Source organism: Shinella sp., from assembly GCF_035998705.1.
Taxonomy (GTDB): Bacteria; Pseudomonadota; Alphaproteobacteria; order Rhizobiales; family Rhizobiaceae; genus Shinella.
Genome location: NZ_DASYHH010000007.1, coordinates 92879 through 113304, shown reverse-complemented (window position 1 = coordinate 113304; position 20426 = coordinate 92879). Strand labels below are relative to the sequence as shown.

Here is a 20426-nt window from a genome sequence, read left to right as displayed (position 1 = left end):
GGGTTGTTGCGGCTTATGAGCGACGCCCTGGGGGCGCCGACGACTGTTTCCTAGTGACCACCCGGATGCACGGCATCGTTGAGGTACATGCATGTCAGAACTGCGAAGACATAGGCCTGCAGGAACGACACGAGGAATTCGAGACCGGTCAGGGCGACGGTCATGAGAAGGGGCAGGATCGAACCGACCACACCGACGGCGCCAAGGGCGCTGAGCGAGGTGACGAAGCCGGCGAAGACCTTCAGCGTGATGTGACCCGCCAGCATGTTGGCGAAAAGACGGATCGAGAGGCTGATCGGACGCGAGAGGAACGAGATGACCTCGATCGAGACGACCAGCGGCAGAAGCGCTCCGGGCACGCCCGACGGCACGAAGAGCTTGAGGAAGCCGAAACCGTGCTTGTAGAAACCGTAGACCACGACCGTGCCGATGACGAGCAGCGCAAGCGCGAAGGTGACGATGATCTGGCTGGTGACGGTGAAGAAGTAGGGCATCATGCCGAGCAGGTTCGCGGTCAGCACGAACATGAAGAGCGAGAAGACGAACGGGAAGAACTTCATCCCGTGGCTGCCCGCCCCTTCGCGGAGCATCGAGGCGATGAACTCGTAGGACATTTCCGAGACCGACTGCATGCGGCTCGGGACCAGGCCGCGCTGGCCGGTCGTGAAGTAGAGGAAGCCCGTGGCGGCCGCGACGGTGGCGACCATGAAGAGCGAGGCGTTGGTGAACGAGAAATCGATGCCGCCGATCTCGATCGGAACAATCTTGTTGACCAGGAACTGATGGGTCGGATCGTTGGACACCGCTTATCTCTCTCGCTTGCCCGCCTTGCGGCGGAAGTCACCCATTAAGTGGACCGCACCCTCAGGCGCCATCCTTCGTCTCGGTTTCTTTCCGCCTGCTCTCGGCCTTGGCGGGATCGCGCCCGGCCAGCCTGTCGACCGGATGGGGCGATGCCACCATGCCAGCCGCGCGCATGACGTTCAGAACGCCGGCGCAGAAGCCGAGGAGCAGAAGAATGATCATCCCCCACGGCCCTGTACCTGCAAAATGGTCCAAAAGATAGCCCAGAAGCGCCCCGACGATGACGGCAGCGACGAACTCGCTCGAGAGCTTCATGGCCACCGCGTAGCCCTTGCGACTCTCGGATGCCCGTGCCTCGGCGGCCTGTTCCGCCCCGTCGTCCTTGCGCCTTTCCGCGAGTTCCGCGTCCAGGCGTTTCAGCCGGTCTTCCAGACTTCCCTTTTGCTGATCGGTCATGGCGTCCTCCCGTTCGTTCCCGCCGGCGCTTTCGCCCCATTGCGGACATATTGAAGGCTAGGATTCAAGCCATATCCGACCCCTTTCGAAGTCGGCCGCAACATAGTTTTAGGTGCCAGCATAGTCAAGGCACGGCGAAGCTTTGTGCCACAGCAAATATATTGAGCAAAATCAATAAATTATCGGGATTGGCGCTTGAGGCGCGACCGATCGTCCCGGGAATCGTTCCGGCTGGCGCGCGGACTCAGCCACGGCCGCAACAGCTCACCCTCAGCTCCAGCCGCCGCCATAGGTGCGGTAGAAAATGTGCTGGCCGATCTTGGCGACCTTCTTCATGGTGCGGCCCCACGGCGGGTTCACATAGGTCGCATGATAGTGCGTGGCGGAGCCGACGTCGTCGAGCCAGATCTTGCCCGCGGTGACGGCCATGGCGATCTCCTTGGCGGTCTTCCAGTGCCAGGGCGCGAGAATGAGGTCCGGAATGCGGTCGCAGGCAAAGGAGAACTGGCAGCGGTTGCGCCAGTTTTGATTCTGATAGACGACGCCGCAGATGGTTTTCGGATAGGCGGGGTTGCGCACGCGGTTGAGGATGACCTGCGCCACCGCCGCCTGGCCCTTCACCTCCTCGCCGCGCGCCTCGAAATAGATGCCTTCGGCAAGGCATTTCTGCTCTTTCGCGGTAAAGACCTCGGCCGGGAGCGGGGTCGCTGCCCAGGCATGATCCTGCGGAGAAATGTCGGGGATGAAGCGCCCGAGTTCCTTGTTCGGCTTCAGGATCGAATCGAAGGGTGATTCCCGGGCGTAATCCGGCTCGACGCGGGCATAGGCGGTGGCGAGGATGTCGGCCTTGTCGCTGGTGACGAGGCTTGCGATCATCGGCGAGAGGCCATCGTCTTTATGGACCGGCTTCTTCTTGTAGAAGGCCGTGGCGATCTCGATTTCCTTGCCCTTGATCTGCGGCTTGGCGAAGGCCATGCGCTCGCCGGTGTCGAAGACCGGCGAAAAGATCGCGCTGGAGCGTTCCAGGATCGAGCCTGCGGTAAAATCCTTCGGCGGCGTGACCTGCAGGACGGCGACGATGCGACCTTTCTTGTCGCGGCGGTTGACGCGGTCCTCGTCGGGACTGCCGCCCTTGCCCTTGTGTTCGCTGCGCAACGCCGCCTTGATGCCCCCCGGCAGTTCCACGCCGGCGCCACTCTCGACGCCGCCGGTGGTCATGGCGTCTGCAAAGGCGATCTCGACGTCGTGGATGGAGCCGGCGGGCGAGCGGGTCAGCACCATGGTCTGGTTGCCGCCCTTGCGGTTGAGGCCGGAAAGGTAGGTGGCGAGGTCCGTATGGGCCGCTTGCGTGGGAAAGCCGACAATGAGGCCAAGGCCGACGGCGAGCGGGATCTTCCATTCCCGCTTTGCAAGGGTCTCGCGCAATTTCGCTGCGCATCCTTGCCGGAACTGCCGCAGGAAGGCCAGGAAGCGCCCTGCCCCTGCATGACGAATGCTACGCTTACGCAACTTTTTACTCCGCACGCATGCGCAGGCACGCCGCCCTTGTCCGATGGCGTGTCTTCCTGCCCGAAACTGACTGTATGGGAGCCCTGCCGCGCCGAAGCACGGGACCGAAGCGGCTCGTTGTCAGGGTAAAATGAAGCATTAACCTTGATGGCTGTGCGTTTTGTACGCTTAGCGCAAGCTTAATTCCTCATCGCTACCCTGTGTCCATTAACCATAGGCGCCTCATGGTTAATGGTGATTTAATGGAAGAATACGAAATGAAGTTTGCCGAGGACACCGTCGCCTACTCTTATATCCGTATCAGTTCCAGCAAGCAGGCATTGGGCGACGGCCCCGGTCGTCAGATCGCTTTGTCTGAGGCGTATGCGGCCCGGCATGGCCTGAAGCTCGACGAAGCGCTTGAGGATATCGGCCGGTCAGGCTGGAGTGGTGCAAACGTATATAAAGGCGCTCTTGGCCGCTTTCTCGACATGATATCGTCAGGGCAAGTCGTTCGCGGTTCGGTTCTGTTGGTTGAATCTCTCGACCGCCTGTCTCGTCAGCACCCAATGGACGCGCAGGTCATATTGACCTCGATCCTCACAAGCGGCGTGAACGTGGTCACGCTCGATGACAATAATGTGTACTCCGCTGAAAGCCTTCGCGAAGACTGGACCGAGCTAATCCGCATCATCTCAATTCAGGCACGCGCCCATGGAGAAAGCCAGCGCAAGTCGAGCCTCTCGAAATCGGCCATTCAAAAGCGCCGCGCTCTCGCCCTCGAAGGAAAAGCCAAATTCACGACGAACGTTCCCGCGTGGATCAGCCAGTACAAGGACAGGGATGGCGTAACCCAATATGAACTGAACGAACATGCAGACACGATCCGCAAGATCTTCGCCTTGGCGAAAGACGGCTGCGGTCAGATGACGATCACCAAGGAACTCAACCGGCTCAAGCTGCCCACCTACCGCAAAAAAAGCGCCGGTTGGCATCAAACAGGTATTGGTCGTATTCTCGACAACCACGCCGCGTACGGAACATTTATACCGATCCTGAAAGTTGGCGAAGGGAAGGAACAGATCGCTGATCCTATTCCAAACTATTTCCCTGCCGTCATCTCGGAAGAAGATTTCCATATTGCGCAACGCCACCGCGCCCGCCGGATCGTGAAAGGTCGAAAGGGCAACCGCTTCACCAATCTGTTCAACGGCATGTGCTCCTGTGAACATTGCTTCGGCAACATGAGCATCAATTATTCAGGCCCACCAGGCAAACAGAAGCCGATCCTGCGTTGCTATAACAGTTGGCGCGGCGTCGGCTGCTCCATGCCAGCGAAATATTTTGACTATGAAAGCCTTGAACGCGTGGTCCTCGACACGGTACGCGAATTCAGCATTTCCGACTTCGTGGGTCATAAAACCAAAAACACGGAATTGACGGCCATTGAGGAGGCGATACGGAGATCACATACCGCATTGGCAGAAATCGAACGCAAGGAAGAAAACCTTGTAGGACAGATGCAAATGGTATCGGCTGCCTCTGCAGGCGTTCTGCATAAAGCGCTGGACAAGTTGCAGATCGAAAAGACCGATACCGAAAAGGCGCTCAAGCTGGCGAAACGGGAACGCGACATTATGCTAGGGGCGATGTCGGATTTCAGCGATATTGACCGGATCATTCAAGAGAACCGCCGGCAATGGCCGATGATGGATGACATTGAGGTCTTTCGCAGCCGGAGCCAAGTCAATGCAGCCCTACGCTATTTATTCTCGCACTTCTTGTTCGATGCTCAAAAACACGTTGCATCGCTCGTCTTTGAGAACGGTCTATTTGCCTATCATTTCAAAGACGGAAAGCTGGAGAGCACCACAGACCTGATAGCGAGTGGCGTTGTAGGCCCCAAGGCCGGCGCGATGACCCTCGATCACTTCACCAGCTATATTTCCAATCCGACCGACGAAGCAGGTCGACGGGTGCTGGAGACAGCACAAGATAGGATCGAGAAGTATATGATCGCTCGCAATCAACGCTCCCCATCAAATCGGGAAGCTGCCACGAACCCGCGTCTCGACGACCCAACGGTGCAGCGCCTGAAAGCAGAACGGCAGGCCCGTGCAAAGGAATGGCTTGAGAAGACAGAGGAGCGAAAAGGGTCGAAGCGATAAGCGGCCACACATCCTTCAACGGATATTGCCAGTTGCACTTCCCGCAAGTTCCGGGAAACCCTCCTTCAGTATGCGAAACACGAACGCCGCATGGAAGGGATAAATTTGGGAGCCGCAAAGACGAGATCAGGCCGATCAAAGGCATCCTTGAGTGAATTGGCCTCCCGTATCACTATTCCGCTACTCGGCGCCTCCGCAATGATCGCTCTTTGGGCCGCGTATGTGTGGCAGTCGGAAGTGCCGCCGTACATCCTCCCCGGACCCGACAAAGTTGTCGCAACCCTGATCTCCGACTGGCCCAAACTGGGGCCGGCGCTCGGCATCACGACGAGAACCACCTTGCTTGCCTTGCTATGTGCGGTCGTTGGCGGCGGCAGCATCGCCCTGTTTCTGGCGCAAGCTCGCTGGATCGAAGCCCTTTTCTATCCCATCACGGTAACGCTGCAAGTCACGCCCATAGTTGCGATTGCTCCGCTGATCCTGATTTACGTGCCGACACCTGAAACTGCACAATTGATCTGCGCGTTCGTCGTGGCCTTCTTCCCGATCATGCTGAACACGCTACAGGGACTAAAAAGTGCCGAACGCCACCATGCCGATCTGCTTCGTACCTACGGCGCATCCCGATGGCAGACGATCCGCTATTTGAGCGCTCCAACTGCATTACCCCATTTCTTCGCGGGCCTCAAAGTCGGCGGCGGTCTCGCACTTGTCGGGGCCATCGTCGGAGAGTTCTCCGTGGGACAGGCTGGTGACAATGCCGGGCTGGCTTTTCGGCTGCTGGAAGCGCAAAGCCGCCTGAACACACCACGCGTCTTCGCCGCATTGGCTTTGCTCGCCGTCTTAGGGAGCGTCATCTTTGCTGTAACATCACGCCTGTCCGAGCTTGCTCTTCGCCATTGGCACGAAAGCGAAGTCACGTCGAAGGGGTGATCCAAGCAGACATGGCCACTTTGGGGCCGACAACGGACAGGCGGGTAATAAGCCAGGGAGATGCGTTAGCCGCCGGCGTTGGCCGTTGTCCCATGCCGACCCACAGGGGCAACATGCAAGAGCGGCGAGAGCGGGCTGGTGCGTCGTCGCTCCAGTGAAATCCGAGACCGTAGAGGGCTTGGCTGAGGGCGAAGCTCAAGGCTTCCTTAGATCCCGCGTGATAGAGCCGCTGGCAGGTTTCCCGAAGCCTCACAAAGGCAGGGGCCGCATATAGATTTCCAGCTATCGGACCATCGTGACGCCACAGCGCGTCGACCGCGGATGCGAGATCAAAGGGAAGCGGGTTGTTCAGGACGCGAACTCCTTTTGACTATAGGAAGCTGTCCGAGTGCGGCGAATCAAATAACGTACGGTGCAGCGAGCTGAAATGTAACGGCTGCGGAGCGCGTTAGGAGATTATCCGTGCGATCGATCGTTCCCATTGCAGAGCAACTGGACCGCGCACTTGCTGAACTTGCGATAGATCACCCGCTCAATGGTCGGATCGCACTTATCCTCGTCGATAATGGCTTGGAGCTGATGTGCCATCAAAAATGCGCTGACCTATTGTTCGAGGATCGGCACAGGAATTCCCGCCGGCTCACGCCGCAACAGCGCAACGATGCTCGTGGCCGAGCCTTCGACAGGAAGATCCACTTTCTAAAGGAGCTCGGGCACATCCCTGACGATCAGGTTCGGGCGATGGCGATCCTGGGCTACCAGAAGTTCTAAGTTGCGAGAGATATATATCGGGGCGGGCGTGCCGGTTCCGCCCGGCGAAGATTAGTGTTTGTCGCGTGAATCCTGATTTTATAGGGAGTTTAGATATTTCCTTCTCAAACGGCAGATCATGTATGGAACCCTGTTAAAATGTATGGCGCAATATAATGGCTACGCTGTTTGATGACGCGCTCGATGAAAAGCGCCTTCTGCGCCCTGCATTCCTTCTGGCACGCGGGCTCGGATCTCGGGTATTCCCTGATGTTCTCGATAGGGACGCATTCCTTGCCCTGGCAAGGATTGCTGGAACGCCCGGAGGGTCCGTCAGCATCCATCATGCCGAGTTCGGCAAGCGATCGGAGAAAACCACCAGAATCGATCCGGTTCGCGCATGGGACGGCCTTTTCCAAGTTTTCCACGAGGACGTCATTTTGGAGTTCTCCCCAAGCCCGCTATTTGTTTGGCTGCCCGCTGGCGAGCGTTTTCACGTCGTGTTCGGGAGCAAAAATATGATCGCCCAAATCGACAACATGCGGAATGAGGCTGGCTCGTTCTGCGCATTCGTTGACGCATCGAGCTTGACCGAGAAAGGCAAGCAATTCCTACTCGAAGCCTATGAGCGATACACGATCTGATGTTGCCCGTTTCAGAGTGCGTTAGGTCAGCCATGTCGCGCAATCGCCTGCGTTCGAGCAGCGCCGGTGGCAGCCTGATCAACGGAGCGGAAGATGACAGCAGCGTACCAATTCCGGGCAACTTTTTCAGCGGCGATACTGTGGATAGGTTTGGCTATCAATGTCGCGTCAGCAGAATCTGACAACGATCAGGCCCGCGACTGGATCATCAGCGGGACTGAGCTGATCAAGGCGCTCGAAGGAAAGTCCGATGATGGCACTCTGCAGAGTGAGGCTGGTCGTATCACGTCGGGCGCCCGCGGTATTGCTTATATAGCTGGGGTGGCTGATGCTACCAGCGGGACGGGGTGGTGTGGGGCCGGATCGGTTCTCCTCCATGAGCTTACAGATCACGTATACACGCATCTTCGAAGCGTCACGCCGGAGCGTATCAAAGGGAGAGCATCGACATTGGTGATTGAGACGCTGGCTGCTATTTATCCCTGCCCTGCGAATTAAAGAGGCGTTTTCGAGTTATGCTATTATTGGAAATCTTGATTTTTTCTGCTGCGTTTGTGGCGGTCATTCTTCTGGCGGCTCACCAAATTGTCGCGCAGGTCAGGGAATACCGATTTTATAAGAGTAACGGCGGTGATTTTTCCGTCGATAGCGGCGCGGACAATCTGAAGCTTGATGAGCGCGTTTACATCAATGCTCTCGGCCTCACGAATTGGCAGCGTTTCTATCTATTTCGTCCGTTTTACATCGTGCCGCTTATAGCGTTCGCCGGCATGATGATCGTCTCTTTGTTCTGACGGCATGAAATATTTCGCTCCTGTCAACCTTCTTACAGAATTCGCGAAAGTCCTGACTTCCGCTACGAAATCGGCGGCTATGAATTTTTAGAGGAATTTCCGTCGTAATAGTCGGTCGCAAAACTTAGTCTTTTGCGACCGATTTTTGCGACAAAATCCGAGCCGCTAGGACTTCTTCAATGTCAGTCCGACGCCCTTGCAGGAAAAGCGAGCATCGTAGGCCTTGGTGTAATCGGTTTCCTGCTTCAACAGCCCCACCTTGACCAACTCGTCGGCAAGCCATTTGTAACGCTCGGCGGTCAGGCAGCCGATTCCCTTATCCAGCGCATCACCGCTATCAACGATGCCGTATTTGTTGATCTTGTCGATGGCGTACTCGATCTGGCCATCCGTCATATCGGGGTTCGTTGTCTTAATCAGCGCGTTGGCGGCCGAGTTGTCCCGGTACAGATAGTTGTACCAGCCCTCAATCGACGCATCGACAAACCGCTGCACGAGGTCAGGATTTGTGTCGATGAGGTTTTGCTGAACTGTGATCGTGGTCGCATAGGGCTTATAGCCGGCATCAGCGAGCAGGAAAATCGTGGGTTCCACGCCGGTCTGCTCCTTGATCTGGAAAGGCTCAGCCGTGATCAGACCTTGTTGCGCGGACTGCTTGTTCGCAAGGAAAGGAGCCGGGCTATACGTGTAGGGTCGGAATTGCTCGTCGCGGAAACCACCGTAATTGGCTTTCATCCACTCAAAATACGCGCCGAATCCACCCTGCGTCATGAAGATGGTTTCGAGCTTGGCAAGGTCTCCGAACTTCTCGATCCCACTTTCCGGGTGAGCCACAATGACCTGAGCATTCTTCTGGTAGAAGGCAGCGACATCAACTAGCGGAATGCCCTGCTCGATGCCGACAAGCTGCTCCTGCTGCGTACCAAGGTAGAAGTCGAGCTTGCCGGCGAGCAAAAGGGCGCGGTTCTTCGCGTTCGGGCCGCCTTGGACGATTTCGACATCGAGGCCATAGCGGGCATACGTGCCATCAGCGACGGCTTGATAGAAACCTCCATGATCGGCTTCAGCAAGCCAATCCGTGCCGAAGCGAACCTTATCCAACGAATAAGCGGGAGATGCGAGAAAGGTCGCGGCGAGTGCCAGCAGGCCAGCGATGGCAGGCTTGTTGAGGGAGATTTTCATGTCCATGGGGATTTCCTGATATGCGGGTGCGATAAACGCACAGATTGTATTCGCTGCCCCTTGGCCAAACGTTAAGATCGATGCCGGCGAATGTCTGTGATCGCCCGCCGGTTGATTTCATCGGCAAGCTGCTGCTTAAGTTCTAGCAGGATAGGTTTCCCGCTCAGGGGCATCCGATCCAGTCGCCATGCGATCCCGCAAAGCGTGGCAAGACCCGGCTCCCGCTGGGTCGCGATGAGGTGTGAATAATAGCGCGGGCTGCGGCCAAGCCAGACTTGGGAAAACTCCATCTGCGAATTGGCAAGACCTGCCGCTGCCATCGCCTCATAGATTTCTTTCACCTTCATCGTCACTATCTCCTTGTTTTAAATATTTATTCTCCAGAGACCTAGGTGTTAAAATTGCTGGATAAATAGCAGGCAATTTTCAGAGGAGATTTTCATGACCAAGGCTATGAACAAGGTACGGGCGGAACTGATGCGTCAGAGGCAACTCGATTGGCGGGAACGAAGGCGGCTTCGGTGGCTATCCCCGAAAAACGAAGAACAACGGCAGATGGTGATGAACGCGCTCGGGCCGGATCACCCGTTAATGCCGCGAATGATCCGTTGTGGCGAGATCAGCGCGTCCAACAACATGTTCTACTGCGGCGTTCCCCTGTGCCCGCGTTGCTTCATGCGGGAAAGAGGCAGGCAGACACGACACGCTATCCGAGAAACATTTTTGGATGCCGCCAACGCTGATGTTGCCTTTGTGACTATCCTGCTTCCGGCGAGGACCGATCTGTCGGACGTGCATGATGTCATTGAGAAGGAGAAACGGCGGCTGCGCAACTTCGTTGAGCGTCAACGCCGCCTCGACAGCCGGTGGGATGATTTCCAGTTGGTCGGTTTCTGGGAAATGGGTCGTATGAACTTTGGGGAATTTGAAAGCGCCGGCAGGAAGACCAAGCTTGCACTGGGTAGCCTAGGATTTCCTTTCATCGGCAAAGACGACGAAACCGTCTGGCTTCCGCATCTGCATGCGATCGTCAGCAAAGGCAGACTGACCGAGAAGGAAATTGCCAAGGCTCTCCGCAATGACGGACATTCGGCTCCCTACCAGATCGATGTGCGACCGTTCCACACGTATAGGAAGATCGAACATAATCTCCAGAACGTGACACGGTACTCGCTGAAATTCCGGATCGAGAGCGCTCCCCGTGTCCCCGACCCGTTGGATTTCATAGCAACGGATGGTCACGTAGCTGCGACACGCGATTGGTGGCCAGAGAAAGACATCAAAGCCTATGCGGAGTGGTTATGCATGGAGCGATCCGGCTTTCAGTCGCTTCGCTTTGTTCTCAGCAAGAAGAGCAACAATGCGATGGAAAACATTGCTGCTGAACTCGGAAACGTTGGCTCTTCGTCCGAGCGGTTCCCTTGCCGTTCAATCGATCAAGGCGCTTCAATTGATCAGCACGAAAGCACGGAGGTGAAATTCCATGAGTCTTCTGATGAGGACTTTGATGCTCTGTGCGTAGTGGATGATCATGTAGGCTATGTGGGGGATGCATATGGGTATGTAAGGAATAATAATCCACTACTGGATACTAACTGGACATCAGCGAACCGAAGCCCTCGCCTCCCGCTTGGGACACAGGCGCGGCCAAGCCAGCAGACAACGGTCGTACAGACACCCAGATACGCCGGGAACGTGATCAGCCTTGCCGAACGCCTACGTATCATTCGAGCCGCGGAGCAAGCGAGTGGCGATCAGAGGACCGGTGCGATACATTGAAAAAGTTCGCCCGCAGAACTTTTCGGCCCTTAAGAACCTCCAGCACCCACAGCATAATCTTCGTAGATCGACCTCCCTTGCAGCTTCGCAAGCGCGGGATTGTGATCGCATTCTTGCTGGAAGATCGCTGCAACGCTGCGCGATGAGGGCGGCACGGGAAGAGGCGCGACAGAGCCGGTGAGCGACATGCTCAACAGTTCCGCCTCCTCCACGATCTGCCCATGTATCCCGGCGGCTTCCAGATAGGTGCTGATCGGCATGGATGCGGAAAACGTATCGTCTCGCACCAGCCCGATATCGAGCATCGGACTCAGGGCCATGATGTCTGATATCCAGAGCGGCTGGAACACCGGCCCGCCTTCCGTGAGATTGTGAAGCGCATCAACCGCATGCCCGCAGAACCGGCTTCTTGTCACCAGCAGAACTGCTTTGCCATGGGGATCGTAGAACCGGGCGACGGGCGGGAAGTCTGCCTTCGGCCTCGCATGCCATTGCAGGCGGCGAAGCAATGTAGCCGGAAACATGCGTCGGTAACGGCCCGGCTGGTCCATTTCGTGGATGGTGACGGTCCTGTTTTCGGTCAGTGCCAGCAGCATCGTGATCCGCCAGGACAGCGCCGAATTGTAGCTGCGCCAGCGCATGTCGCCATCGACATCGAATTGCAGGTTCAGCGTCGTCCCCTTGCGCTTCATCTCGTGGAGGCGCTTAGAGCCGACATGCAGATCGGTCGTAAACAGCAAGGCGAGGTCGATCCGCGCTTGCTCGATGCGCTTGAAATTGTGGTCGCTGCCGTGCTCGCTGTTCTGTCTCTGCTCGTCCTGCATATGGCCCTCGCTGTTGTGTCGGCGGGAGAGAAGTTCCAAACGACAGGGAGGGCGAGCAGAGATTGCCAGCGGTTGGCCTCGCAGCGTGACCCGCGGTGCATCTGCGCCGCAGGCGCGCAACGGGGCGCAGCGCATCCGGGAAGAAGCATAGACGCGTCAAAGAATGCGGTGCAGGGCGAAAACACATCTTGGCTGCGCCCGGCGCCGAACGCGCGTCCGTGGCGCTCTTTGACTGCGTTCCGGCAAGTGCCGAAATGCACGAAGGGCATGTGATCCGTATGGATCCCATGCCCTTCGGATGCTTACCGTGAGAAAACTGCGCGGTTTACTTCGCCTTGCGCAGCATCTGACCGCGCTCGGCGGCGGCGGCGGTCAGTTGCGTATCGAGCTCACCAGCGCTAACGGCTTCAATGAGCGTCTCGATGATCGTCGGCAGCGCCAAAAGCTCGCCGGCCTCGATGGCGTTCTTGTCCTTGGCAAACTCGATGGGCTTGCCGGCATAGCGGATGCCGAAAAACACCTTGCCGTTGGCATCGGTGAACCAGTCCTGGCGCACGCGCTTGGCCGTTTCGACCTCGACGCGGACGCCCTCGGCATTCTTCTTGCGCACGACATGCGTGGGCGTGAATGCCTGACCGGCGATCTTCGCCTCGGCCATCTGTTTCTGCTCGGCCAGAACGGCGATCATCTTCTCGCGTGCGCGCTGCACTGGATCGGCGGCAGAGCGAACCGGAACTGCGCTGGCGAGCTTGAGGGCCTTGAGATGGGACATGCTGCAATCCTTTTCCGAAACCGTTGAACGTGTTCTCGGGATACAGCCATCTGCCAAAAGGGCGAGCAAAGAGTTCGCGAAAGGTTACCTGAACAATTGCATAATGTTTTCGGCGCTCGTGTTGGCAATGGATAGCGACTGGATTGCAAGCTGCTCCTGCGTTTGCAAAGCCTTCAATCGAGTGGACGCTTCATTCATATCAGCATCGACTAGACGGCCAATACCCTTGTCGATGGTATCCATGAGCGTATGCGCGAATGCGGTTTGTATATCGATGCGGGTCTTCAGCGCCCCCAGCGTGCCGGCGCTGCTGATCGCTTCCTTCAGCATATGCTCGACGCCCTCGATATATTCGTCCGCCGTGAAGGCATCCGACGTCACGTCGATCTCGGCAAGATCGAACCGAAGGGTGAAGGGCGGATCCGGCCTAAAGGTAGAGATTCGGAACGGTGTCGCCTTCGTGCCGTAGCCCGGGTAGACTGTCTGGTCGAGGCGGAAGGCCAACTGATTGCCGGTGACGTCGACATCGAGGCCGATGCCAGCGGTCAGGTGGTCGACAATTGTCTTAAGATCGTTCGCGCTGTTGATCATGCCATCGCTCGTGCCCAGGGCTGCGTCCACGATGGCGCGGTTTATGGTATACGTCATCGGTGGCGCATTGTTGATGCTGATGTCGAATTCGATGGTCGCATCCAGATAGAGCTTGAACGGCTGAATGAAGTGCATCACTCCATTGGGGTGCATGTTGTCGTGATCCACATTCGAAGCCGTATTCAAGCCAAGTTTGTTGAACGGGCCGGTCAATGAAGTCAGATAAACGCTCGACCCCTCGTTGGGAGAGGTTTCACGAGACTCGATAGCAAATCTGCCCGGAGATGGCGTCCACGTACCGTTGAGCGTCACGAATGGCGTAGCGCCTGCGTTGTCAAACGCTTCTTCGAGAACCAGCTTCAACTGCGCAACGGTGTTGATCACCCCGTCCGTGGTTCCCAGCACCGCATCGATAACCGCCTTGTTGACAGTGACGGGATAGGTATTGCCGGGCGACATATCGCTTTCATCGACGATGAGATCAAAGGTAACCGTTTCCGTCGCGTCGAAGGCGACAGGCCCTGTGAACAGATGGTCCTGATGTCCCTCATGGTAGAAATTCTCCAGAAACATCGCTCCAAGGGGCATGTAATAGTCGAGCATATCCTTCTGTAGAATGCCGCCGCCACCGACATTCAGCATGCTTGATCGCCGGAGATCGACCTCAGCCGTCTTCACCGATACATCCCCCGTCGCCCCCCTTACAAAGGAGGTAACCAAGCGGTCCGAGAAGACACTCATATCCTGAAGGTGTGTGGCGGCGTCGGTTTCCAGCCAGTTGACGCCGCTGAAACCCGCCGATTTCACCGTACTTTCGGCCTGGGCGTTTAATTGGTCCAGTTCCTGTTGGATTTTGGCCCGGTCGACGCCCGCCTCTGAGGCCGCAACCAACCTCGCTTTGAATTCGCTGAGAATATCGACAATGCTATCGGTCGCCGCATAGGCGACGTCCAGTTTTGCCGCGCCAAGGCCAAGCGCATCGGCGACCGCTGAAACAGCCATGGCATCAGACCGCATCGTCGTGGAAATCGACCAATAGGCCGCATTGTCGGCAGCGATCTGCACGCGCTGACCGGAGCTTACCTGCCGCTGTGTCTCGGCCATGGTGTTGCCGATCGTGCGCAAGGTTTGCAGCGCTGCCATTGCGGAATTGTTCGTGAGAATGCTGGTCATAGTCAAAAGGCCCGAGGCAACAAGCTATCCAGCGGACATGTGAAGACCAGTCCGGCAACGGTAGCGATGATGGGAACACTTTTGACGGTTAACCACGAGGGTGCCCGCCCTAATGGCGAGACCGTCACCCTGAGGGCCGCAACGGCCGATAGCTCAGGATTGCTCAGCAGGCGTCTGATTCTTAACCAAGCCGAGCGCTTTCATTAACCTCTTTGCACGAAAATTGGTTAACAGATGCTTAAAGCAACCTCTTCCCGCCAATCCATTTTAACGCACGAACAGCGGCACCACGCTCGCCACCAATTCGAACTCCGGCCCGAAGCTTGTAACCAACTCCGTGAACTTATTTTCCACCTCGTTCACATCACGAATGTCGCTAAGATCGATGGAATTCTCCAACAAGAATCGTGAGTAAAGGCGTCCTTTATCCAAAGCGCCGGTTGGGAACTGGATACGCTCCAAGCCTTCTTGGGTCGCGGCTATCTGGATCGCCTCAATGATTCTCTTACGGGCTTTATGATCTGAAACGGGACCGACTTCGGCATTCAACTTGAGGAAACCCGTAATGCCGTCATCGTTAACTCGCATCTCTACCATGGCGATAAGCGGATAACCTGCCCACCAGTTTTCACAGCCAAGCCATACATGCTTTCTCGCATCCAACTCCTCAGCCCATCGTACTGGCAAAAAGCTCACAAGGTTTTTGGCGAATTTTGAGATTTTGAACTTGTGATTGCCGATCCTGACCGTTTTCCCACGTTCGCATTTGTCACCAAACAAACGACGAACAGCGGCTTCGAAGCCCAGGGCAGGGCTTTTCTGCCGAATGAGATCCAGTGTTTGCTTTTGATCCCGGTAAAGCTGACGGACAAGATTTTCCATTTCAGACGTCCTTTGCTCAGGTCAACTGGCGCACCCCACTATCATCGCTGCGTGTCCGTAAGCCGAACCGGCGTGCGTATGGCGTCCTTTGCACCCGCGGGAATCAACGGTTTCCTTAACCCCTAAAGCTACGCTAACATACCCCCGAATCAACGGTGATTTGCGCCCTCCGATCCGACAAGCCGCACCTGCACGCCGCTTTCGCCCTTTACACTCCCCTGCCTTCGCGCTCGATCCTCACCACTTCTGGTGCTAGCGGTCCTACGCAAAGGAAGCTCTATGCAGGACGATTTTACGGGCATTCATAGTTCTTTACGTCCAGTGCGGGCCTATTCCTACGTCCGCATGAGCACCCGCAAGCAGCTTCGCGGGGATAGCCTGCGCCGACAGCTTGAACGGTCGAAGGCGTTTGCGGACGAACACTCTCTGCTTCTAGACGATAGCTTGCAGGACCTGGGCGTCAGCGCATGGAAGGGCCGCAACTTCAAGACCGGCGCGCTTGGCCGGTTCTTGGCCATGGTCGAGAACGGGCAAATCCCCAAAGGCAGCTATCTGCTGATCGAAAGCCTTGATCGGCTGTCACGTGAGGCCGTCCCGGACGCGCTGACCCTATTCATGGCGATCATCAATGCCGGCATCGTCATCGTGACATTGGGCGAAGATCGGCAGATTTACAGCCGAAGCGGCCTCAACGGAGACTGGACGAAACTGATCATCGGCCTTGCGGTCATGTCGCGAGGTCATGAGGAAAGCCAGACGAAGAGCGAGCGCATCCGGGCGGTCGCCAAGAGAAAGCGAGAGCAGGCGCGAGAGGGCAAGGGGCATATCACAAGCATCACGCCCGCATGGATCGATGCCGAGCGGATAGAGGCGAGCCGCTATGTCTTCACGCTGAACCACCATGCCGAGACCGTCAGGGCCATCTATGAGATGGCGGCACGCGGGCTCGGTGCGACGGCGATTGCCCGTAAGCTCAATGCGGACGGCGTTGCTGCCTTCAAGAGTAAGGACGGCTGGTATCAGAGCATCATCAAGGCGCTTCTAACCCGGCACGATGTTATTGGCACATTCCAGCCGCATCGGATCGCCGATGGCAAACGCGTACCGGATGGCGATCCGATTGCCGACTATTTCCCTGCCGCTATCGACAAGGATTTATTCCTGCGCGTGCAGGCGATGCGCAGCAACCCCGGCCGGCCCGGTCGCAAGGGCAACACCTTCGCGAACCTCTTCACTGGCCTTTGCCATTGCACGCATTGCGGCGGGCCGATGACGATGAAGATGAGCCGGGTCAAAGGCAACGAGAACGGCCGTTATCTCGTCTGCGCAAACTATGTACGCGGTCATCGCTGCATCGATGGCAACCGGCATTTCCGGTACGAGCCGCTTGAAGCTGCGATCCTCGACCACGTCAAGGAAATCAATCTGGCGGAGACGCTGCAAAGCAACCGCTTTGACGATGCGCGAAAGGAGGTCGAAGAAGCTATTGCCGCCCTCACCCTGCAACTAGACGAGCTTCACAGGAGGGAGCGCCGGCTTGCGCAGGCCATCGAAGATAACAATCAGCCGCTGGATGCCATTCTAACACTCCTCAAAGCTCGACAGACAGAACGGCAAGCCATTGAGGCGCAGCTACGACATCAGCAGGCTGAGCGGCAAAGGCTCACGCATCGGCACAGTGATCCAGCCGACACATGTAACCGCATTGCACTGCTACGCGAGGCTTGGGAAAAAGCGAGTGATGAGACGGTGCGCTATAGTCTTCGCTCGGAAGCTCATGCTGCTGTCCGGGAGTTCATTTCGGAAATCGTCTTCGACAGCAGCGACCAATCAGCGGTCGTCATCATCGCCAACGGAGTTTCCGCATATCGTATCCAAGATAGATGTATAAGCGGGCGGTTCCGAGCGCTGGCAGCGTAGTCGTACGACCACCTCGGCCAAAAGTTCGCTCCACCGAACTATTGCACCTTTTAATACGATTAAATACTTGAAATTAAATAATTTATTCCATCCTGCCAATATGCGTACAAAGCGCACATCTTGCTTGATGCTTGGTTAATGCTGATAAACCGCTTCGGGGGAGGATAGCCATATGCTCACAGCCGGTGAGGCCCGCAAACCTCTCCTCCGTCATGGTCGGGCCTGACCCGACCATCCATAAGCCGCTGAGAAATATGGATCCTCGGCTCAAGGCCGAGGATGACATCGAGGATATGGCAAGGTTCGCCGAGAATACGGGGAGGCCAGTCACCTCCCCTTCACGTTTTCGTCAGATGACGACGTGCGATCCGAGTTCCACGACGCGGTTGGTTGGTAGGCGGAAGTAGTCGGAAGGATCCGTCGCGAGGTTGGCAAGCCCGATGAACAGCCGGTCCTGCCACATCGGCATGCCCGATTCGGCGTCCGGCACCAGCTTGCGGCGGCCGAGATAGAACGAGGTCGACATGATGTCGAACTTGTGCCCCGCCTTGCGCATCAGGCCGAGCGCCTGGGAGACGTTCTGCGTCTCCATGAAGCCGAAACGCATTTCGATCCGCGAGAATCGGTCGGAAATCCGCTCCACCGAGAATCGCTCGGCGGGGATGACGCGCGGCGTGTTGGCGGTCTTGACCGTGAGGATGAAGTTCTGCTCGTGCAGAACATGATTGTGCTTGATGTTGTGCAGCAGCGCCGCGGGGGCGAAATCCGGGTCGCTCGTCAGGAAGATCGCCGTGCCGGTGACCTGCACCGGCGCGTGCGCGCTCTGCTTTTCCACCGACTTGATGAAGGCCGGCAGCGGTACCTCGATGCGCCGCGTCTTGTGGCGCAGGATCTTCGTCCCGCGCGTCCAGGTCCACATCAGCACCACGACGGCGCCGGCGATCGCCACCGGCACGTAGCCGCCGTCATGCACCTTCAGGAGATTGGCACCGAGGAAGGTGAGTTCGAGCAGGAAGAGCGGGGTGAGCACGGCGACGGTGGCGAGCAGCGACCAGCGCCAGCGCTTGCGCAGGAATTCGAAGGCGAGCACGGTCGTCACCACCATCGCGCCGGTGACCGAGATGCCGTAGGCGGTTGCCAGGGATTCGGACGAGCCGAAGATGAAGACGAGCATCATCACGCCGAACAGCAGCACCGTGTTGACCCCCGGCAGGTAGATCTGGCCGGTCTGGGTTTCCGACGTGTGGAAGATTTCCATGCGCGGCAGGAAGCCGAGATGGATCGCCTGGCGCGTCAGCGAGAAGGCGCCGGTGATGACGGCCTGGCTGGCGATGATGGTGGCCGCCGTCGCCAGGATGACGACGGGCAGCAGCGCCCATTTCGGGAACATCAGGAAGAACGGATTGCCGATCGTCTCCGGATGCGCCAGCACCAGCGCGCCCTGGCCGAGATAGTTCAGCGTCAGCGCCGGGAACACCAGACAGAACCAGGCCCACTGGATGGGCCGGCGGCCGAAATGGCCGAGGTCGGCATAGAGCGCCTCCGCACCGGTGACCGTCAGGAAGACAGCGCCCAGCACGACGAGGCCGACATAGCCCTCGTTATACATGAAGAGCACGGCGTAATAGGGATTGAAGGCCGCCAGGATGCCGAGGTCGTCGCTGATATGGTTGATGCCGGCGACGCCCATGACGATGAACCAGACCGCGGTGATCGGCCCGAAAAACCGCGACACGGCGGCCGTGCCCCAGGACTGCGCGGCAAAGAGCAGCACCAGGATGACCACGGAAATCGGCACGACATAGTCGCCGAGCGTCGGCGTCACCAGCTTCAGGCCCTCGACGGCGGAGAGAACCGACAGCGCCGGCGTGATCATCGCATCGCCGATGAAGAGTGCGGCACCGGCCGCCCCCATGAAGAACAGCACGGTGGTGCGGCGGCCCGCCGTCTTCATCAGCAGCGCCAGCAGCGAGAGCGTGCCGCCCTCGCCGTGGTTGTCGGCGCGCAGCAGGAAGAGCACGTATTTCAGCGTGACGATGATGGTCAGCGTCCAGATCATCAGCGAGATCAGGCCGATCACCTCGACGCGCGACACGCCATCGTCGGCAACGGGGCGCAGCGCCTCGCGGAAGGCATAGAGCGGGCTCGTGCCGATGTCGCCATAGACGACGCCGACGGAGCCGAGGGCGAGGACGAACAGCGTGCGTGCCCGGCTGCGGGGATGCGGGGCGTTACCGGCGTGTGCGTGCATGGGGCGATCAGGCTCTAGAGCCAGCCTTTCCAGCGAAAGAAGAAGAACGGGAGGATTGCCGACAGCAGCATGGCCGCGAGCGTCAGCGGGTAGGCATAGGCAATGTGCAGTTCCGGCATGAATTCGAAGTTCATGCCGTAGGTGGAGGCGATCAGCGTCGGCGGAAGCAGCACGACGGAGGCGATCGAGAAAATCTTGATGATGGCGTTCTGCTCGAGATTGATGAGGCCGAGCGAGGCGTCGAGCAGGAAGGTGATGTTGCCGGCGACGAAGCTCGCATGTTCGGACAGCGACTGCACGTCCCGCGTCACGGTGCGGCAGAGTTCGAGGCTTTCGCGATCGGATTGCAGCGCCGGCACGCCATGCAGGAAGGTCAGCATGCGCGAGAGCGACATGAGGCTGTCGCGCGTCTTGGCGACGAGCCGGTGCAGCGCGGAAACCTGCACGACCCGGTCTTCCAGGTAATGCGCCGGCCGGCGGCTGAGATGGTGGTTGCCGAAGACCTCCAGCGAGAGCTTGTCGGCACGACCGACCGCGATTTCGAGGATTTCGGCGGTACGGTCGGCGATGGTTTCCAGAAGCCGCGTGATCAGCACGGTCGGCGAGGCGCAGCCGCCCGGGATGCGGTGCATGCCGGCCTTGAACAGCGAAAACGACCGCGGCTCGGCATAACGCACGGTCAAAAGCCTGTCCGGCGTCAGGATGAAGGCGACGTCGGTCAGGTGCGGCAGGTCGCTTTCGGCCTTCACCATCAGCGACGCCGTCATATAGGTCGCGTTGCCGTCGGTGTAGAGGCGGCTGGACGGCTCGATGTCCTTGAGTTCGTCGCGGGTCGGCACCTCGATCCTGAGCGCCTGCTCGATCAGCGCCTCGTCCTCGCGGGTCGGCTCGGTGAGATCGACCCACACGGCGCGGTCGAGAATCTCGGCTTCGGCGGAATCGTTTTCCGCCGGCAGGGTGCATGCCTCGCCGTTGGGACGGAAAACCGTGATCACCGGCGAATGGCTCCTGAACG

At 58.0% G+C, this 20426-nt stretch carries 19 protein-coding genes; 8 read left to right on the top strand and 11 right to left on the bottom strand.

The genetic code is table 11. From position 1 onward, the window contains the following. Positions 1–50 precede the first annotated feature (50 nt). From VGN93_RS02155 to VGN93_RS02145, 3 genes are all read right to left on the bottom strand, one after another. On the bottom strand, positions 51–803 hold the full coding sequence (locus tag VGN93_RS02155) for a F0F1 ATP synthase subunit A (protein ID WP_319310455.1): 753 nt from the start codon (positions 801–803) through the stop codon (positions 51–53). Between the two features lie 61 nt (positions 804–864). Further along, on the bottom strand, positions 865–1260 hold the full coding sequence (locus VGN93_RS02150; protein WP_319310454.1) for an AtpZ/AtpI family protein: 396 nt from the start codon (positions 1258–1260) through the stop codon (positions 865–867). Between the two features lie 270 nt (positions 1261–1530). Further along, positions 1531–2685 (bottom strand): cell wall hydrolase, encoded by a 1155-nt coding sequence (locus tag VGN93_RS02145; protein ID WP_327506157.1) that lies wholly within the window; start codon positions 2683–2685, stop codon positions 1531–1533. Positions 2686–3011: 326 nt separating this feature from the next. On the opposite strand from VGN93_RS02145, the gene VGN93_RS02140 reads away from it, so the two are divergent. The 6 genes from VGN93_RS02140 to VGN93_RS02115 all read left to right on the top strand — a co-directional run bounded on the left by VGN93_RS02140 (position 3012) and on the right by VGN93_RS02115 (position 8037). Continuing rightward, on the top strand, positions 3012–4916 hold the full coding sequence (locus VGN93_RS02140) for a recombinase family protein (protein WP_327506156.1): 1905 nt from the start codon (positions 3012–3014) through the stop codon (positions 4914–4916). A 90-nt stretch (positions 4917–5006) separates the two neighbouring features. Further along, positions 5007–5849, top strand: coding sequence for an ABC transporter permease (locus VGN93_RS02135; protein ID WP_414713988.1), 843 nt, complete (start codon positions 5007–5009; stop codon positions 5847–5849). 462 nt (positions 5850–6311) lie between these two features. Further along, the gene (locus VGN93_RS02130; protein WP_327506154.1) at positions 6312–6620 is read left to right on the top strand and encodes a hypothetical protein; all 309 of its coding nucleotides are present in this window, start codon (positions 6312–6314) and stop codon (positions 6618–6620) included. 155 nt (positions 6621–6775) lie between these two features. Then, a complete protein-coding gene (locus VGN93_RS02125; RefSeq protein ID WP_327506153.1) occupies positions 6776–7243 on the top strand; it encodes a hypothetical protein in 468 nt (155 codons plus the stop codon). A gap of 93 nt (positions 7244–7336) precedes the next feature. Continuing rightward, positions 7337–7741 carry a Rap1a/Tai family immunity protein gene (locus tag VGN93_RS02120; protein WP_327506151.1) on the top strand — a complete coding sequence of 135 codons (405 nt, stop codon included), beginning with the start codon at positions 7337–7339 and terminating at the stop codon, positions 7739–7741. A gap of 17 nt (positions 7742–7758) precedes the next feature. Then, complete coding sequence (locus tag VGN93_RS02115) at positions 7759–8037, top strand: hypothetical protein (protein WP_327506150.1); 279 nt, start codon at positions 7759–7761, stop codon at positions 8035–8037. 165 nt (positions 8038–8202) lie between these two features. On the opposite strand, the gene VGN93_RS02110 is transcribed toward VGN93_RS02115, so the two are convergent. Beyond that, the gene (locus VGN93_RS02110; protein WP_327506277.1) at positions 8203–9219 is read right to left on the bottom strand and encodes an ABC transporter substrate-binding protein; all 1017 of its coding nucleotides are present in this window, start codon (positions 9217–9219) and stop codon (positions 8203–8205) included. A gap of 71 nt (positions 9220–9290) precedes the next feature. Continuing rightward, positions 9291–9566 (bottom strand): DUF6626 family protein, encoded by a 276-nt coding sequence (locus VGN93_RS02105; RefSeq protein WP_327506149.1) that lies wholly within the window; start codon positions 9564–9566, stop codon positions 9291–9293. A gap of 94 nt (positions 9567–9660) precedes the next feature. Between VGN93_RS02105 and VGN93_RS02100 the strand changes: the two genes are divergently transcribed. Next, complete coding sequence (locus VGN93_RS02100; protein ID WP_327506148.1) at positions 9661–10998, top strand: hypothetical protein; 1338 nt, start codon at positions 9661–9663, stop codon at positions 10996–10998. 29 nt (positions 10999–11027) lie between these two features. Here VGN93_RS02100 and VGN93_RS02095 read toward each other — a convergent pair whose 3' ends face one another. The 4 genes from VGN93_RS02095 to VGN93_RS02080 form a co-directional block, all read right to left on the bottom strand. Beyond that, positions 11028–11822 carry a DUF2958 domain-containing protein gene (locus tag VGN93_RS02095; RefSeq protein WP_327506147.1) on the bottom strand — a complete coding sequence of 265 codons (795 nt, stop codon included), beginning with the start codon at positions 11820–11822 and terminating at the stop codon, positions 11028–11030. A gap of 325 nt (positions 11823–12147) precedes the next feature. Further along, positions 12148–12594 carry a hypothetical protein gene (locus tag VGN93_RS02090; protein WP_327506146.1) on the bottom strand — a complete coding sequence of 149 codons (447 nt, stop codon included), beginning with the start codon at positions 12592–12594 and terminating at the stop codon, positions 12148–12150. Between the two features lie 84 nt (positions 12595–12678). After that, the gene (locus VGN93_RS02085) at positions 12679–14358 is read right to left on the bottom strand and encodes a flagellin (protein ID WP_327506145.1); all 1680 of its coding nucleotides are present in this window, start codon (positions 14356–14358) and stop codon (positions 12679–12681) included. A gap of 267 nt (positions 14359–14625) precedes the next feature. Then, positions 14626–15240, bottom strand: coding sequence for a hypothetical protein (locus tag VGN93_RS02080; protein ID WP_327506144.1), 615 nt, complete (start codon positions 15238–15240; stop codon positions 14626–14628). Positions 15241–15519: 279 nt separating this feature from the next. On the opposite strand from VGN93_RS02080, the gene VGN93_RS02075 reads away from it, so the two are divergent. Further along, a complete protein-coding gene (locus tag VGN93_RS02075) occupies positions 15520–17160 on the top strand; it encodes a recombinase family protein (RefSeq protein WP_327506143.1) in 1641 nt (546 codons plus the stop codon). 349 nt (positions 17161–17509) lie between these two features. Here VGN93_RS02075 and VGN93_RS02070 read toward each other — a convergent pair whose 3' ends face one another. Together VGN93_RS02070 and VGN93_RS02065 are read right to left on the bottom strand one after the other, a co-directional pair. After that, on the bottom strand, positions 17510–19411 hold the full coding sequence (locus VGN93_RS02070) for a potassium transporter Kup (RefSeq protein WP_327506142.1): 1902 nt from the start codon (positions 19409–19411) through the stop codon (positions 17510–17512). A gap of 14 nt (positions 19412–19425) precedes the next feature. Continuing rightward, on the bottom strand, positions 19426–20406 hold the full coding sequence (locus VGN93_RS02065; protein WP_413818585.1) for a magnesium transporter CorA family protein: 981 nt from the start codon (positions 20404–20406) through the stop codon (positions 19426–19428). Between the last annotated feature and the right edge of the window lie 20 nt (positions 20407–20426).

What these genes read in the sequence shown, in the direction of transcription:
- VGN93_RS02135 (WP_414713988.1), top strand. Translation starts at nt 5,007, where the DNA reads ATGGAAGGGATAAATTTGGGAGCCGCAAAGACGAGATCAGGCCGATCA.
- VGN93_RS02105 (WP_327506149.1), bottom strand. Translation starts at nt 9,566, where the DNA reads ATGAAGGTGAAAGAAATCTATGAGGCGATGGCAGCGGCAGGTCTTGCC.
- VGN93_RS02080 (WP_327506144.1), bottom strand. Translation starts at nt 15,240, where the DNA reads ATGGAAAATCTTGTCCGTCAGCTTTACCGGGATCAAAAGCAAACACTG.
- VGN93_RS02090 (WP_327506146.1), bottom strand. Translation starts at nt 12,594, where the DNA reads ATGTCCCATCTCAAGGCCCTCAAGCTCGCCAGCGCAGTTCCGGTTCGC.
- VGN93_RS02110 (WP_327506277.1), bottom strand. Translation starts at nt 9,219, where the DNA reads ATGAAAATCTCCCTCAACAAGCCTGCCATCGCTGGCCTGCTGGCACTC.
- VGN93_RS02125 (WP_327506153.1), top strand. Translation starts at nt 6,776, where the DNA reads ATGGCTACGCTGTTTGATGACGCGCTCGATGAAAAGCGCCTTCTGCGC.
- VGN93_RS02075 (WP_327506143.1), top strand. Translation starts at nt 15,520, where the DNA reads ATGCAGGACGATTTTACGGGCATTCATAGTTCTTTACGTCCAGTGCGG.
- VGN93_RS02120 (WP_327506151.1), top strand. Translation starts at nt 7,337, where the DNA reads ATGACAGCAGCGTACCAATTCCGGGCAACTTTTTCAGCGGCGATACTG.
- VGN93_RS02085 (WP_327506145.1), bottom strand. Translation starts at nt 14,358, where the DNA reads ATGACCAGCATTCTCACGAACAATTCCGCAATGGCAGCGCTGCAAACC.
- VGN93_RS02115 (WP_327506150.1), top strand. Translation starts at nt 7,759, where the DNA reads ATGCTATTATTGGAAATCTTGATTTTTTCTGCTGCGTTTGTGGCGGTC.
- VGN93_RS02095 (WP_327506147.1), bottom strand. Translation starts at nt 11,822, where the DNA reads ATGCAGGACGAGCAGAGACAGAACAGCGAGCACGGCAGCGACCACAAT.
- VGN93_RS02100 (WP_327506148.1), top strand. Translation starts at nt 9,661, where the DNA reads ATGACCAAGGCTATGAACAAGGTACGGGCGGAACTGATGCGTCAGAGG.
- VGN93_RS02070 (WP_327506142.1), bottom strand. Translation starts at nt 19,411, where the DNA reads ATGCACGCACACGCCGGTAACGCCCCGCATCCCCGCAGCCGGGCACGC.
- VGN93_RS02150 (WP_319310454.1), bottom strand. Translation starts at nt 1,260, where the DNA reads ATGACCGATCAGCAAAAGGGAAGTCTGGAAGACCGGCTGAAACGCCTG.
- VGN93_RS02140 (WP_327506156.1), top strand. Translation starts at nt 3,012, where the DNA reads ATGGAAGAATACGAAATGAAGTTTGCCGAGGACACCGTCGCCTACTCT.